This window comes from Kitasatospora sp. NPDC098652 (genome assembly GCF_044760155.1).
Taxonomy (GTDB): Bacteria; Actinomycetota; Actinomycetes; order Streptomycetales; family Streptomycetaceae; genus Kitasatospora.
This window is the reverse complement of sequence record NZ_JBIWAQ010000001.1, coordinates 88,811-103,204: the sequence shown is the minus strand read 5'-3', so window position 1 is coordinate 103,204 and position 14,394 is coordinate 88,811. Positions and strand designations below refer to the sequence as shown.

Genomic DNA, 14,394 nt, shown 5'->3' with positions numbered 1-14,394 from the left:
GACAGGGCACCGACCGGATCAGGGCCGGCAGGTCGAGCTCCGCGCGGACCCGGTGGGTCAGGGCGGTCGGATCGTCCCTGCTCCCGGGAGGAGGGACGAGGTGGACGTCCGCCCGGACGGGGGTCAGCGGCAGAGGGCCGCGTCGACCGCGTCGGTCAGGTGCTTGGTGGCGGGCGCGTCCGGGACGGTGGTGACGGTGATGCTGACGGCACGGCCGTCCTCCGTGACGCCGCCCCGGTTCCGGTAGGCCGCGGCGGTGCCGCCGTGTCCCCAGACGAGGCCGCCGCAGGTCAGCGGCCTGCTCTGGATCCCCAGGCCGTAGCGGACGCCGGGGCCCAGCAGTTCGGCGGGGACGGTGGTGCGCATCTGGGCGAGCTGCGCGGCCGGCAGCAGACGGCCCGCCAGGAGCGCGCCGTAGAAGGTGTTGAGGTCGCTGTTGGTGGACACGACCGCCCCCGCGGCCCAGGCCATCGAGGAGTCCATCTCGGTGTAGTCGACCTGCGGGGCGTCCGGAGCGGTGCGCGGCAGGTAGCCGTGCGGGTGGGGCTCGCGCAGGGCGGTCTCCCCGGTGGCCGGGACGTAGGTGTGGCGCAGGCCGATCCGGTCGATGACGCGCTTGGTGACCTCCTCGCCGTAGGGGCGGCCGGTGACCTTCTGGACCAGCAGGCCGGCCACCAGGTAGTTGGTGTTGCTGTACGCCCAGTCCGTCCCGGCGGGGAACAACGCCTTCTGGGCCAGTGCCCCGTCGAGGAGTTCGCGCGGCTCGAAGTAGCGGTACTGGATGGTGGTGAAGTCGGTCAGCCCGGGGGCTTCCATGTACTCGGGCAGGCCGCTGGTGTGCTGGAGCAGCTGGCGGACGGTGATCTTCCGCCCGTCGATGCCGTCGCCGCGCAGGAGGCCCGGCAGGTAGGTGTCGATGTCCGTGTCGAGGCCGACCTTGCCCTCGGCGACCAGTTGCAGGACGACGACGGCGGTGAACGCCTTGGTGTTGCTGCCGGCCCGGAGCTGCCCGTCGACCGGGACCTTGGCCCCCGTGGCCAGGTCGCCGACGCCGGAGGTGTAGGTGCGGGTGCGGCCGTCGCGGCCCTTGACGGTGGCGAGGGCGGCGGGCATCCCGTCCTCCTGCACCAGGGCGTCGAGGCGCTGCTGGACGACGTCCGGGCGCGGTGCGGCGGTGGCCGCGGTCGGGGTGAGGGCGGTCAGGGCGAGCCCGGCGGCGGCCGTGGTGGCGTAGCGCACCATGCGGAGGCGGCGCGCCGTGCGCTGCGGGGAGTGTTCGTTCATCGGGACTCCACTGCTGGGTGGCGAGGGTGCGGGGCGGTGCGGCGGGGCGTCAGGCGTCCGGGGATCAGTGGCAGAGCGCATCGTCCACCGCCTGCCCCACGTGCTTCGCGGTGTCGTCGTCAGGGATCAAGGTCACGGCGAAGTTGACGGCGCGGCCGTCGTCGGTGGCCCCGCCGGCGGTGTAGTAGCCCGGGATCGTCCCGCCGTGCCCCCAGGCGACGCCGCCGCAGGAGAGCGGGCGGCTCGCCAGCCCGAGTCCGTAGCGGACCCCGGGGCCGAACGCTTCGGCGGGAACGGTGGTGCGCATCTCGGCGAGCTGGGCGGCGGGCAGCAGCCGGCCGCCCAGCAGCGCGCCGAAGAATGTGGTCAGGTCGGTGTTGGTCGAGACCACCGCGCCGGCGGCCCAGCCCCAGGAGGGGTCCAGTTCCGTGTAGTTGCGCAGCGACCCGTCCTCGGTGCGGTAGTAGCCCTCGGGGTGGGCCTCGCGGAGCTTGGTGTCCCCGGGGGTGGGGAAGTAGGTGTGGCGCAGGCCGATCCGGTCGACGATGCGCTTGTTGACCTCCTCGCCGAGCGGGCGTCCGGTGACCTTCTGGATGATCAGGCCCGCCAGCAGGTAGTTGGTGTTGCAGTACTCCCACTGGGCGCCGGGGGCGAAGTGGGCCTTCTTGGCCAGCGCGGTGCCGAGGAGCTCGCGCGGCTCGTAGTAGCGCTTGGAGTCATTGAGCACGGTGTCGTGGTCGAAGTACTCGGGCAGGCCGGTGGTGTGCTGGAGCAGCTGGCGGACGGTGATGTTCCGGCCGTCGATGCCGTCGCCGCGCACCAGGCCGGGCAGGTAGGTGTCCACGCTCGCGTCCAGGCTGACCTTGCCCTCGGCGACCAGTTGCAGGACGACGACGGCGGTGAACGGCTTGGTGTTGCTGCCGGCCCGGAGCTGCCCGTCCCTCGGGACCTTGGCCTTGGTGGTCACGTCGCCGACGCCGGCGGTGTAGGTGCGGGTGCGGCCGTCGCGGCCCTTGACGGTGGCGAGGGCAGCGGGAGCCCCGTCCTGCTGGACCAGGGCGTCGAGGCGCTGCTGGACGGCGTCCGGCCGCGGCGCGGCGGAGGCCGTGGCCGGTGCCAGGACACCGGCCACCACGGCGGCGGCCACGGCGGTCACGGTCGCCGCCACCCCGCCCCGGGCGCCGCGGCGGTTCGGACGGTGCTGTTGCGGTGCGTGTGCGTTCACGGTAGGGCTCCTCTGGACAAGGCGCCGGAGCTGTTCTCGGCGCCCTCCAAGAGGACCATCCGACGGACCGTCAATCCGTCCGCGCGGAGGACGAGACTGCACCCGGGAACCTGCTCCGGGTCGGCGCCGGGCCCGGGACCGTACTCCCGGGCCGGTACGGCCGGGTCCGTGGACGATCCGGTCCCTCAGCGGTGTGGAGGATCCAGGGGCCGGAGACGGCCGCGGTGAAGGCGGTCGAGGGCTCCCGGGCGAGGGCGCGGCCCGCGCTCCTCACCGCCCAGGGGCGCGCAGGCGCAGGCGCGGGACAGGGCCCGGGCGGACAGGCCGGCGTGGAACAGGCCGGTGGGCCGCAACGAGGTCGCGGCCCACCGGGTTGGAACCGTCGGTCGGTCAGGAGGCGTTGATGGCGGCGTCGTCGATGACGAAGCTGGTCTGCAGCGAGGAGTCCTCGGTGCCGGTGAACTTGAGGGTCACGCTCTGGCCCGCGAAGCTCGACAGGTCGAAGGTCCGCTGCACGTAGCCGGTGCCGGCGTCGACGTTGGAGTAGGTGTGCAGGGTGGTGGAGTTGGCCTGGACGGCGAGCTTGTCGTAGGCCGTGGTGCCGGTCTCGGCGGTGTCGATGTGCAGCCAGAAGCTGAGCGTCGCCTTGCAGCCGGCCGGGATGGTGACGGTCTGGCTCAGGGTGTCGGTGTGGGTGGTGCCGTAGCCGTCGAGCCAGGCCTTCCAGGAGCCGGAGTGGCTCGGCTCGCTGCTGGAGTTGTCGAGCACGCCGCTGGACGCGGTCCACGGGGAGGCGGCGCCGGTCTCGAAGCCGGGGTTGCCGAGCAGCTGGCCGCCGCCGGTGCAGGTGCCGCCGCCGGAGCCCGCGATGGTCCAGGTGAAGGACGCGGAGCCGGTGGCCCCGGTGGTGTCCTTGGCGGTGACCGTGACGTTGTTGCTGCCCGCGGTGGTCGGGGTGCCGGAGATCAGGCCGGACGAGGAGTTGATCGACAGTCCGGCCGGCAGGCCGGTGGCCGAGTAGCTCAGGGTCTGGCCGGAGGCCGAGTCACTGGCGTGGATCTGCAGGCTGGCGGCGGTGCCGACGGTGCCGCTCTGGTTGCCGGGGCCGGTGACCGTGACGGTGTTGCCGCCGGTGCTGCCGCCGGCCGTGAAGGCGGCCAGGCCGTTGGGGGTGCCGAGCCCGGTCGGTCCGTCGTAGCCGGCGCCGGCGGTGCACAGGTAGCTCGGCGAGCAGCTGCCGTTGGCGCCGCTGGTCACGTCGTTCAGCGAACCGGCGTGCTGGTAGGGGTACTTGGCCGGGACGTCGCCCGCGCCCGGGGTGCCCGCGTCGGCGTAGACGGCGGCGATGATCGGCGCGGAGGCGCTGGTGCCGCCGTACACGGCCCAGCCGCTGCCGCCGTAGGTCTGGTAGACGGCGACGCCGGTGGCCGGGTCGGCGACGGCGGAGACATCCGAGATGGTGCGCTTGGCGCAGCCGCTGTCGGTCTGCCAGCTGGGCTTGGGGTCGTAGGCGGAGCAGCCGGAGCCGGCGCCGTTGCCGCCGGAGGTGGAGCCCCAGACGGACTCGCTCCAGCCGCGGGCGTTGGAGGCGCGGGTCAGCGAGGTGCCGCCGACGGAGGTGACGTACTGGGAGCCGGCCGGGTACTGGGCGCCGTAGCCGGAGTCGCCGGAGGAGGCGGTGATGGCCACGCCGGGGTGGTTGAAGTACTGGTTGTCCGAGCTGGTGTCGCTGGAGTCCTCGGAGCCGCCGTAGCTGTTGGAGACGAACTTGGCGCCCTGGGCGACGGCCTGGTTGACCGAGGCGCCGAGGTCGGCCATGGTCGCCGAGTTGGCCTCGACCAGCAGGATGTGGGCGTTCGGCGCGACCGCGGAGACCATGTCGAGGTCGAGCGAGATCTCGCCCGCCCAGCCGGTGTCGGAGGTCGGGTAGCTGGTGCCGCCGTTCTGGTCGATCTTCTTGAAGCAGCCGTTGGCGGTGGTGCACGCAGGCAGCCCGTACTGCGTGCGGTAGGTCGCCAGGTCGGACTCGGCGTTGGGGTCGTCCTGCGCGTCGATGATGGCGACGGTCTGCCCGGCGCCCCCGTTGGCCGGCAGCGCGTAGGCGCTCTGCAGGTCGCCGGGGCCGAGGCCGGACGGCGTCGCGTTCGGCGAGACCGCGTTCAGGGCGAAGGCGTGCGGCTGGACGACGTCGGTGCGTACCAGGGCGTCACAGGCCATCTGGTGCGGGCCGGTCGGCTTGGCGCACACGTGCTTGACGCCGTTGCCGGAGGTACCGGTCGTGCCGGACCAGGCGGTGGAGGCGTCGGCCGGGGCGGCCAGCGCGAGGCCGGCGGCGACCACGGCGCCGACCGCGAAGGTCGCGGTGCCGGCCCGGAGCCGGCCCTGCCGCAGTGGGGAACGGAGGAAGTTGCGCAACGGAGCCCTCCCAGGTGGGGGGTCGGACCCCGGGGGCGCCGACGAGGCCGATGTGAGGCGGCCGGCCGGCGAGTCGGCCCGGGGTGTGAGGGGGAGACGCGCACGAGCAGACGGCAGCCCTGGAGGGTCGGCGGGGCACGGCACGTCGGCCCGTGGGGGACGGGGAGCGCCGCCGGACGATGGTTGATCGGGGCATGCCAAGGGAGTGGTGCTGAGCCTGCACGGCGTCAGCGGTAGGAAGGTAGCCAAGCCCGGTGGCGGCGAACAAGGCCGAAGTCCACCCCATGACCGAGGCTTGACCGGGCGGGATCCCGCCACTGGCGCCGGTGCGCCGTCACCGCCGCTGAGCGGGGGTTCACCTCGCACACGGAACGGCCGAGGCCGGGCCGGGCCTCGCGCCGTACGGCCGTGTCGGCGTGGCAGCGGCCGGGACGGCTTCGGTTCGTCAACACCCCACCGGGCGTGGTTGGTTCACCGTCGATCCGTGGGGGCGAAGGCGGGGCGGCCCGGTGGGGGCGAGGAGCTGGGAGCGTCCGTCCTGCGGGTCAGGGGTCTTGGCGATCAGGCCCTCGGCGACCAGCGGGCCGACCGTTCGGACCATCGACGGGACGGCCACCCCTTCGAGCGCGGCGAGTTCGCCGAGCCGCAGCGGGCTACGGGGCGGGCGAGGCGTACGGGGGCCACCGGCCGGGCCCCGGTTGGGCGCCGGGACGATCCGGGTACCTCCTCTGGCATGTCGGACGAGAAGAACCGCGCCGTGGCCGAGGCGATCCTCCCGCTGGTCGGGGGCGCCGCCAACATCCGTTCGGTGGCCCACTGCATGACCCGGCTGCGGCTGGGGCTGGCGGACCGTTCCCTGGTCGACCGCGCGGCGCTCGCGGCGCTGCCGGCCGTCCTGGGCACGGTCGACGACGACACGTACCAGATCGTGCTCGGCCCGGGGGCCGTCGCGGGGGTCACGGCGCAGCTGCGGCGGTTGCTCGACGCCCCCCGCGCCGACGCCCCCCGCGCCGACGCCCCCGCCGCCTCCGCCCCCACCGCATCGGCTCCCACTGCCGAGGAACTCGCCGGGCGCGGGGAGCGGATCCGGGCGGAGGCCCGGGTGCGTAACGCGACCCCGGTCAAGCAGGCGCTGCGCCGGATCGCGAACGTCTTCGTCCCGCTGATCCCCGCCCTGATCGGCTGCGGCATCGTCGCCGCCCTGTCCGGGGCGCTGGCCAACCTCGGCTGGGCGCCGGCCCTGGTCGCCGCACTGACGGCGGTCTCCTCGGGGTTCATGTCGCTGCTCGCGGTCTTCGTCGGCTACAACACGGCGAAGGAGTTCGGCGGCACTCCCGTGCTGGGCGGGGCCGTGGCCGGGGTGATCGTCTACGCCGGGGTCGCCAAGGTGGAGGCTTTCGGCCACCACCTCACCCCCGGTCAGGGCGGCGTGGTCGGGGCGCTGCTCGCCGCCCTGCTGGCCGTCCAACTGGAGCGCTGGACGCGGCGGGTCGTGCCCCCCGCGCTGGACGTCCTGGTCACCCCCACCGTCACCGTCCTGTTCGGCGGACTGGCCGCCCTGTACGGCCTGATGTTCGTCGCCGGGGAGGTCTCCACCGGCATCGGCCACGCCGCCACCTGGCTGCTCGCCCACGGCGGGCTGCTCGCCGGGCTGGTGCTCGGCGGCCTCTTCCTGCCGCTGGTGATGCTCGGCCTGCACCAGGCGCTGATCCCGATCCACACCACCCTGATCCAGCAGCAGGGCTCCACCGTGCTGCTGCCGATCCTCGCCATGGCCGGCGCCGGGCAGGTCGGCTGCGCCGCGGCCGTCTACCTCCGGTTGCGCCACAACGCCTCGATCCGGGCGACCATCCGCTCCGCCCTCCCGGCCGGGCTGCTCGGCATCGGCGAGCCCCTGGTCTACGGGGTGACCCTGCCGCTCGGCCGCCCGTTCGTCACGGCCTGCGTGGGCGGCGCCGCCGGTGGCGCCTTCGTCGGCGTGGCCGGCCAGCTCGGCAGCGCGGTCGGCTCCACCGCCGTCGGCCCGTCCGGCTGGGCCCTGTTCCCGCTGCTGGCCGGCCCGCACGGCCTGGCGGCGAGCGCGGCCGTCTACGGCGGCGGCCTGCTGACCGGCTATCTCGTCGGCTTCCTGGCCACCTACTTCTTCGGCTTCACCCGCGCGATGCTCGCCGAGTACGACGCGCCCGCCCCGGCCGACGCGCCTGGCGCGCCCGCCCCGGCCGATGCACCCGGCGCACCCGCCCCGGCCGTCGGGGACGGCACGTGAGGTAGGCCTCCGGGCGGGAGAGCGGGTGGGGGAGCCGGTACCTCCGCGCGCGGTGGTGCGGACGGGGTGGCGTTGACCCTCGGACGGCGTGACGGTTCGTTATGTCCGCGTGACCTACTGGGTCGACCCGGCGGGTCTACCTTTGTCGACGCTCGGCCAACTCCACCCCCTCACAAGGGAGTAGCCATGCCCGAAGCCCGTCGGCGCACCCTCGCCGTGGCCACCGCCCTGCTGACCGTCCTGGGCGCCGCCGCACCGGCCGTCGCCGCCACCGCCCCCACCCTCGTCCAGGCTCCGCTCGCCGCCCATCACGGTGGCGGCACACTGCACAGCACCAGCGGCAACTGGTCCGGTTACGCCGCCACCGGCGGCCGGTTCACCAGCGTCAAGGCCAGCTGGGTCCAGCCCGCCGTCTCCTGCACCGGCACCGACACCTGGTCCAGCTTCTGGGTCGGCCTGGACGGTGACGGCAGCAACAGCGTCGAGCAGACCGGCACCGAGGCCGACTGCTCCGGCGGCTCGCCGGTGTACTCCTCCTGGTACGAGATGTACCCGGCCTACCCGGTCAACTACAGCAACACCGTGCGCCCCGGCGACCACTTCACCGCGAGCGTCACCACCAACGGCAGCGGCTCCTTCACCCTCACCCTCGCCGACACCACGGCGGGCTGGAGCCGCACCGTCAACAAGTCCCTCAAGAGTGCCGCGCTGGCCTCCGCCGAGGTGATCGCCGAAGCCCCCTCCAGCTCCACCGGGGTGCTCCCGCTGTCGAACTTCCATTCGGTCTCGTTCAGCAGCGCCACCGTCAACGGCCAGAGCCTGGGCGGCTTCAACCCGGACGCCATCACGATGGCCTCCGGCGGCGTCACCAAGGCCACCACCTCCGGGCTGAGCGGCGGCAGCGCCTTCTCGGTGACCTGGAAGCACAGCTGACCCCGAGCGTACGGAAGGCCGCCGCCCCCCTTCGGTGACGGGGGCGGCGGCCTGGGCCGTTCAGCGGGTGGTTCAGCGGGTGGTTCAGCGGGTGGTCCCGGTCCGGGCCCTGGTCCAGGCGGACTCGCGGAGCAGCCGCAGGCCGTTGAGGCCGACCAGGACGGTCGAGCCCTCGTGGCCGAGGACGCCCAGCGGCAGCGGCAGGGTGGCGACCAGGTCCCAGACGGCCAGCACGGAGATGAACACCGAGGCGATCACCAGGTTCTGCACCACGAGCGAGCGGGCCCGCCGGGAGAGTGCCAACACGGCCGGGACGGTGGCGAGTTCGTCGCGCACGATGACGGCGTCGGCGGTCTCCAGGGCGAGGTCGGAGCCGGCCCGGCCCATCGCGAGGCCGGTGTGGGCGGCGGCCAGCGCGGGCGCGTCGTTGACGCCGTCGCCGACCACCAGGACCTTGCGTCCGGCCCGCTCCTGTTCGCGGACGGCGGCGACCTTGTCCTGCGGCAGCAGGCCGGCCCGTACGTCGGTGATGGCGAGCTCGGCGGCCAGCCGGGCCGCGGCGCGCGGATTGTCCCCGGTGAGCAGCATCGGCGCGGTGCCGGTCAGGGCGGTGAGCGCGCGGACGGTGCCGGCGGCGTCGGGGCGCAGCCGGTCGGCGATGCCGAGCAGGCCGACCGGCACGCCGTCCCGCTCGACCAGCACGGCGGTGCGGCCGCCGTCCTCCAACTCGCCTGCCAGAGCGGCGGCTTCGGCCAGGACTTCGCCCTCGGCGCCGGTCGGCATCCGGGCGGGGGCGCCGACCGCGACGGTACGGCCGTCGACGGTGGCGGTGACGCCGATGCCCGGGGCGGAGGTGAAGTCCTCGGCCGTGGCGAGGGCCAGGCCGCGGGTGCGGGCGGCGTCGACGACGGCGCGGGCGAGCGGGTGCTCGCTGGGGTGCTCGGCGGCCGCGGCCAGCGCGAGCAGCTCCTCCTCCGACAGGCCGGAGCCGGCCAGTGGACGGAGGTCGGTGACCCGGGGGGTGCCCTCGGTGAGGGTGCCGGTCTTGTCCAGGGCGACGGCGTCGGCCTGGCCGAGGCGTTCCATCACGACCGCGGACTTCACCAGGACACCGTGGCGACCGGCGTTGGCGATCGCGGAGAGCAGCGGCGGCATGGTGGCGAGGACCACGGCGCACGGCGAGGCGACGATCATGAAGGTCATCGCCCGCAGCAGCGAGCCGGTGAAGGCGGCGCCGAGGGCGAGCGGCACGGCGAAGACGGCCAGGGTGGCGATCACCATGCCGATCGAGTAGCGCTGCTCGACCTTCTCGATGAACAGCTGGGTCGGCGCCTTGGTCTCCGAGGCCTCCTCGACCAGCTGGACGATCCGGGCGATCACCGAGTCGGCGGCGTCCCGTTCGACCCGGATCCGCAGGGCGCCGGTGCCGTTGAGGGTGCCGGCGAACACCTCGTCACCGCGCTGCTTGGGTACGGGCAGCGGCTCGCCGGTGATGGTGGCCTGGTCGACCTCGCTCGCGCCGTCCAGGACCCGGCCGTCGGCGCCGATCCGTTCGCCGGGGCGCACCAGGACGGTGTCGCCGACGGCGAGCCGTTCGGTCGGCACGCTCTCCTCGGCGCCGCCGGGCAGCAGCCGGGTGGCGGTGGGCGGGGCGAGGTCGAGCAGTCCGCGCACGGAGTCGGCGGTGCGGGCGGTGGCCAGGGCCTCCAGGGCGCCGGAGGTGGCGAAGATGACGATCAGCAGCGCGCCGTCCATGACCTGGCCGACGGCGGCGGCGCCGAGCGCGGCGACGATCATCAGCAGGTCGACGTCGAGGGTCTTCTCGCGCAGGGCCCGCAGCCCGGCCCAGCCGGGTTCCCAGCCGCCGGTGGCGTAGGCGAGGGCGTACAGCGGGCCCCAGGACCAGGCCGGGGCGCCGGTGAGCTGGAGCGGGAGCGCGATCAGGAAGAGCACGGTCGCGGCGGCGGCCCAGCGGGCCTCCGGGAGGGCGAACACCCGGGTGCGACGGCGCGGGGCGGTGTCGGGGCGCGGTGCGGCGGGCGGCGCAGGGCGCTCGATCAGGGTGGTGGGCATGCGGACGGGACCCTTCGGGGCAGGGCGGAGCCGGTGGCTCGGGGCAGGGCGGAGCCGGTGACTCATTCACCATACATGAACATATGAACGTGTCTTCATGTATGAGTTGTACTATTGCCCGCATGGGTCATGGAGCCGCCCCCGCAACCGCCGTCCCGCACACCCGCCTGGACGCAGCCAGCGCCGCCCGGGTGGCCACCACCCTGCAGGCCCTGGCCACCCCCTCCCGGCTGCTGATCCTCTCCCGGCTGCGCGAAGGGCCCTGTGCCGCCACCGAACTCGCCGCCGAGGTCGGGCTGGAACAGTCCGCCTGCTCCCACCAGCTCCGCCTGCTGCGCAACCTCGGCCTGGTGGTCGGGCGGCGCGAGGGCCGCTCGGTGGTCTACGCGCTCTACGACAACCACGTCGCGGCCCTGCTCGACCAGGCCGTCTACCACATCGAGCACCTGCGCCTCGGGCTCAGCGACGCCGAACTCGACTGAGCCACGGGCGAGGTGAGGTCAGCCGGCGCGGCGCGGGTGGCCGTCCGGTCGGTTCGGCGCCGGCGCGGGACGGGCCAGCGCTGGTGCCGGACGGCTGTATGTTCAGCGCCGGTGCCGGACGGCCGTACGGTTCAGCGGCCGTGCCAGGCGGCGAGGAGGTCGGCCTCGGCGGTCGGGGTCAGGGCCTGCGGCAGCGGTTCGAACGGCTCGATGTCACGGGCGGTGTCCGCCACCGGGCGGAGCCGGAGTCCGGTGCCGAGGGCGGCGGCCGGGTCGGCGGTGTTGGTGGCCCGGCGCAGCGGGTCGGCGCTCCACAGCGGCAGCGCGCGGTCCTGGATGCCGGAGGTCAGGAGGAAGTCGTCGTCGACCCAGGTGAGCGTGGTCCCGGCCGGGGCGACGGCGGAGGCGATGGCGTCGAGCAGGTCGCCCATCGTGAACGGCGGGGGAGTCGCGGCGTGGTAGGCGCCGGTGGCGCCCTTCGTCAGCAGGTCGAGCATCCAGTCGGCGAGGTCGCGGGCGTCGACGACCTGGAGCGGGGCGTCGGGCCGGCCCGGGGCCAGCACCTCGCCGCCACGGGCGATCCGCTGCACCCAGTGGTCGAAGCGGTGGGTGTAGTCCTGGGGGCCGATCACGTACGTCGGCCGCACCAGCAGTGAGTCCGGGCCGAACCGCTCGACGGCCGCCCGCTCGCACTGGACCTTGAGCACGCCGTAGGTGGCCGGGGTGATCTCCTCGGGCTCCGGGCCGTCGGCCGGGAGCAGCGGGGAGTCCTCGGTGAACCCGGGGGCGGCCGGGGTGTCGTAGACGGCCATGGAGGAGACCAGGAGGTAGCGCCCGGCCGCGCCGGGGTCCAGGGCCGCGGCCAACTGCCGTACCTGGCGCGGGAAGTAGGCGCTGACGTCGACGGTGGCGTCCCAGCTCAGGCCGCGCAGCGCGGTGAGGTCCGCGTCGCGGTCGGCGATCAGGTGGGTGGCCTCGGGGAGCAGGTGGGCGCCGGAGCGGCCGCGGTGCAGCACGGTGACGTCGTGCCCGGCGGCCAGCGCGGCCCGGGCGAAGTGGAGGCCGACGAACCGGGTACCGCCCATGATCAGTATGCGCATCGGACCATCGTTCCAGCTCGGCCCGGTTCCGGCCAAGGGATCGCCGGGACCGGGCCGAGTGCGTCAGCAGGCCTCAGCCGTGGACGCCCAGTTGGGCCAGCAGTGCCTGGTTGTCCTCGATGTGCCAGTCCTCGACGATCCGGTCGGTGCCGACGTGCTGGATGTCGATGGCGTTGAACTCGACGGCCTGGCCCCGGCCCCGGATGCCGTCGAAGGTGCCGGTGAAGTGGCCGCGGAAGACCAGCCGGGCGGTGATCCGGTCACCGGCGACCAGCACGTCGGACAGCCCGCAGGTCAGGTCCGGGACGGCGGCGCGGATGTTCTTCGAGGCGAACAGCGGGCCGGCCGGGCCCTGGGGGCGGCCGGACGGGAGCGTGTTGTCCCGGAACTGCGGGCTGATGGCGGCGTCCAGGTACCGCTGCTGCCCGGTGTTCCAGAAGGTGTACAACTGCTGGGCCAGTCGCACCTCCTGAGCCGCTCGCCGGGCGCCGATCGAACGGTCGACGGTGAGCGCCTTCGGCTGGACCAGGTCGGGCGAGCGGTCGATCAGGTTCTGCGGCCAGCTGGGCGCGGGCCGGTGGTGGCCCCGCTCGGGGGAGGGGGAGGGGGAGGGGGCGGTGGTCAGGGCGGGCGCGGCGGCAGCGGTGCCGGCCGCCAGGGCGGCGACGGTGGCGAGGGCGGCGGCGGTGCGGGTGGTGGCACGGCTCAGGAACGGCCAGCGCATGGGGAGTTGCTCCTCGGGGCGGTTGGGGTGGGGTAGGCGATCGGGGGCGGGGCGGACGGTCAGGCGAGTCGGCCGCCGCCGTCCACGTGCAGCACGGTGCCGGTGACGTACGGGTTGTCGATCGCGTACAGCACCGCCTTGACCAGGTCCTCCGGGGTGCCGACCCGGCGGGCCGGGTTACGGGCGGCGACGCCGCGCAGGAAGGCGTCCTTGTCGGCGCCCAGGCCGTCCCAGGAGCCGGTGTCGACGATGCCGGGGGAGACCGCGTTGACCCGCACCGGGGCGATCTCCACCGCCAGGGCCTGCACCAGGAAGGCCAGTGCGCCGTTGGTGGTGGCCATCACCGTACGGGCGGGCGCCGGTCGCCAGGCGGCGACCCCGGAGAAGAAGGTGAACGAGCCGCGCTCGGCGGCCTGCCCGGCCAGGTGCTTGGCGAGCAGCAGCGGGCCGATCACCTTGGCGGCGAACGCCCGCTGGACGTCGGCGAGTTCGAGCTCCCGCAGCGGGCCGTTGGCCGGCATCGCGGCGGTCGAGACCAGGTGGTCGAAGGTGCCGACCCGCTCGGCGAACCGGGCGATCGACTGCTCCTCGGCGAGGTCGACGGGCAGTACCTCGGACGGCCCGGCCAGTTCGCCGGCCGTCCACTCCAGCTTGCGCGGGTCGGGGCCGGCCAGGACGACGGTGGCGCCGGCCGCCGAGGCGGCGGTGGCCACGGCGCGGCCGGTGTGCGAACCCGCGCCCACCACGATCAGTCGCTGCCCCAGCAGCGAGGTGCCCTGCGGCGGAGTGACGGCGGACGGCGGCGGGGTGCCGATGGACATGGGGGTTCTCCTTCGGGGGCATCGGGGATCCGGCCGTCCGCTGCGTTGTGCGCGGCGGCCACACCACGACCCTCTCCCGGGGCGCCGCCATGAGTCCAAGGCTTGTTCTCTACCGCTGCCATAAAATCTGCTCATGGCAACGCCGACGCTCCGACAGCTCGAATACCTGGTCACCGTGGTCGACACCGGCTCGTTCACCCGCGCGGCCGAGCAGCTGCACGTCACCCAACCCGCGCTCTCCCACCAGATCCGGGCCCTGGAGGGCGCGCTCGGCGGCCCGCTGCTCGAACGGCTGCCGCGCGCGGTCCGGCTCACCCCGACCGGCCGGGCCGTACTGCCGCACGCCCGGGCGGCGCTGGCCGAGGCGGAGCGCCTGCAAGCGGTGGCCCGGCGCGCCAGCGGCCTGGAGGAGGGGGAGCTGGAGGTCGCCGCCGTCTACTCGATCAGCCTCGGCATCCTGCCGCCCGTCCTCCGGGCCTGGCACCGCCGGCACCCCGGCGTGCGGATCCGGCTGCGCGAGTACTCCCACGCCGAGCGGCTCCAGGAGGCGATGGCCGCGGGCCGGGCCGATCTCGCCATCGGCCCGGTGCCGGAGGGCTGGGAGGGGCCGATCCGGGAGCTCGGCGTCGAGGAGTTCACGGTCGTGCTGGCCTCCGACGACCCGCTCGCGGCCCGCCCCACCCGCTCCATCGCCCTCGGTGAGCTCGCGGACCGGGCCTGGGTCCACTACGCCCCCGACAACGGCCTCGCCGACCTGCTCGACCAGGCCTGTGCCCGCGCGGGCTTCCACCCCCGGGCGGCGGTCCGCGCCGAACAGACCTCCGCCGCACCGCTGTTGGCCGCGGCCGGCCTCGGCCCGGCGCTGGTGCCCGCCGACATCGTGCCGGCGCACTTCGACGGCCTGCTGCTGCGGCCCGACCCACCGGTCCGCCGCGCCCTCGCCGCCTACACCCGCACCCGCCCCGACCCGCTCACCGTGGCCTTCACCGAGCTGCTGGCCCAGCGGGCCAGGATCAACCCGGGGACGGGCTGACGCACTGCGCGCGGCGGCCCGGGCCGGGAGGACCCCCT

General features: G+C 74.5%; 11 protein-coding genes. 4 read left to right on the top strand and 7 right to left on the bottom strand.

Translation table 11 applies throughout. From position 1 onward, the window contains the following. Positions 1–123 precede the first annotated feature (123 nt). From ACIQWA_RS00395 to ACIQWA_RS00385, 3 genes are all read right to left on the bottom strand, one after another. A complete protein-coding gene (locus ACIQWA_RS00395; protein ID WP_402476228.1) occupies positions 124–1,284 on the bottom strand; it encodes a serine hydrolase domain-containing protein in 1,161 nt (386 codons plus the stop codon). Between the two features lie 64 nt (positions 1,285–1,348). Beyond that, positions 1,349–2,509, bottom strand: coding sequence for a serine hydrolase domain-containing protein (locus ACIQWA_RS00390; protein ID WP_402476226.1), 1,161 nt, complete (start codon positions 2,507–2,509; stop codon positions 1,349–1,351). Between the two features lie 390 nt (positions 2,510–2,899). Then, positions 2,900–4,849: a putative Ig domain-containing protein gene (locus ACIQWA_RS00385; protein ID WP_402477820.1), complete on the bottom strand. Its 1,950-nt coding sequence runs from the start codon at positions 4,847–4,849 to the stop codon at positions 2,900–2,902. Positions 4,850–5,657: 808 nt separating this feature from the next. Between ACIQWA_RS00385 and ACIQWA_RS00380 the strand changes: the two genes are divergently transcribed. Together ACIQWA_RS00380 and ACIQWA_RS00375 are read left to right on the top strand one after the other, a co-directional pair. Then, a complete protein-coding gene (locus tag ACIQWA_RS00380) occupies positions 5,658–7,190 on the top strand; it encodes a PTS transporter subunit EIIC (protein WP_402476224.1) in 1,533 nt (510 codons plus the stop codon). A 186-nt stretch (positions 7,191–7,376) separates the two neighbouring features. Beyond that, entirely contained in the window at positions 7,377–8,123 is a 747-nt protein-coding gene (locus ACIQWA_RS00375; RefSeq protein ID WP_402476221.1) for a G1 family glutamic endopeptidase, read from the top strand. Positions 8,124–8,207: 84 nt separating this feature from the next. On the opposite strand, the gene ACIQWA_RS00370 is transcribed toward ACIQWA_RS00375, so the two are convergent. After that, positions 8,208–10,196 (bottom strand): heavy metal translocating P-type ATPase, encoded by a 1,989-nt coding sequence (locus ACIQWA_RS00370; RefSeq protein ID WP_402476218.1) that lies wholly within the window; start codon positions 10,194–10,196, stop codon positions 8,208–8,210. 122 nt (positions 10,197–10,318) lie between these two features. Between ACIQWA_RS00370 and ACIQWA_RS00365 the strand changes: the two genes are divergently transcribed. Then, positions 10,319–10,678 (top strand): ArsR/SmtB family transcription factor, encoded by a 360-nt coding sequence (locus tag ACIQWA_RS00365; protein ID WP_402476215.1) that lies wholly within the window; start codon positions 10,319–10,321, stop codon positions 10,676–10,678. Positions 10,679–10,809: 131 nt separating this feature from the next. On the opposite strand, the gene ACIQWA_RS00360 is transcribed toward ACIQWA_RS00365, so the two are convergent. The 3 genes from ACIQWA_RS00360 to ACIQWA_RS00350 form a co-directional block, all read right to left on the bottom strand. Beyond that, entirely contained in the window at positions 10,810–11,778 is a 969-nt protein-coding gene (locus ACIQWA_RS00360; protein ID WP_402476212.1) for an NAD-dependent epimerase/dehydratase family protein, read from the bottom strand. Positions 11,779–11,851: 73 nt separating this feature from the next. Continuing rightward, positions 11,852–12,502, bottom strand: coding sequence for an ester cyclase (locus ACIQWA_RS00355; protein ID WP_402476210.1), 651 nt, complete (start codon positions 12,500–12,502; stop codon positions 11,852–11,854). Positions 12,503–12,561: 59 nt separating this feature from the next. Continuing rightward, the gene (locus ACIQWA_RS00350) at positions 12,562–13,323 is read right to left on the bottom strand and encodes an SDR family oxidoreductase (RefSeq protein WP_402476208.1); all 762 of its coding nucleotides are present in this window, start codon (positions 13,321–13,323) and stop codon (positions 12,562–12,564) included. 133 nt (positions 13,324–13,456) lie between these two features. On the opposite strand from ACIQWA_RS00350, the gene ACIQWA_RS00345 reads away from it, so the two are divergent. Then, positions 13,457–14,356: a LysR substrate-binding domain-containing protein gene (locus ACIQWA_RS00345; RefSeq protein WP_402476206.1), complete on the top strand. Its 900-nt coding sequence runs from the start codon at positions 13,457–13,459 to the stop codon at positions 14,354–14,356. Positions 14,357–14,394 lie beyond the last annotated feature (38 nt).

Coding starts and splice junctions, on each gene's coding strand:
- ACIQWA_RS00395 (WP_402476228.1), bottom strand. CDS start 1,284: ATGAACGAACACTCCCCGCAGCGCACGGCGCGCCGCCTCCGCATGGTG.
- ACIQWA_RS00370 (WP_402476218.1), bottom strand. CDS start 10,196: ATGCCCACCACCCTGATCGAGCGCCCTGCGCCGCCCGCCGCACCGCGC.
- ACIQWA_RS00360 (WP_402476212.1), bottom strand. CDS start 11,778: ATGCGCATACTGATCATGGGCGGTACCCGGTTCGTCGGCCTCCACTTC.
- ACIQWA_RS00365 (WP_402476215.1), top strand. CDS start 10,319: ATGGGTCATGGAGCCGCCCCCGCAACCGCCGTCCCGCACACCCGCCTG.
- ACIQWA_RS00355 (WP_402476210.1), bottom strand. CDS start 12,502: ATGCGCTGGCCGTTCCTGAGCCGTGCCACCACCCGCACCGCCGCCGCC.
- ACIQWA_RS00350 (WP_402476208.1), bottom strand. CDS start 13,323: ATGTCCATCGGCACCCCGCCGCCGTCCGCCGTCACTCCGCCGCAGGGC.
- ACIQWA_RS00375 (WP_402476221.1), top strand. CDS start 7,377: ATGCCCGAAGCCCGTCGGCGCACCCTCGCCGTGGCCACCGCCCTGCTG.
- ACIQWA_RS00345 (WP_402476206.1), top strand. CDS start 13,457: ATGGCAACGCCGACGCTCCGACAGCTCGAATACCTGGTCACCGTGGTC.
- ACIQWA_RS00380 (WP_402476224.1), top strand. CDS start 5,658: ATGTCGGACGAGAAGAACCGCGCCGTGGCCGAGGCGATCCTCCCGCTG.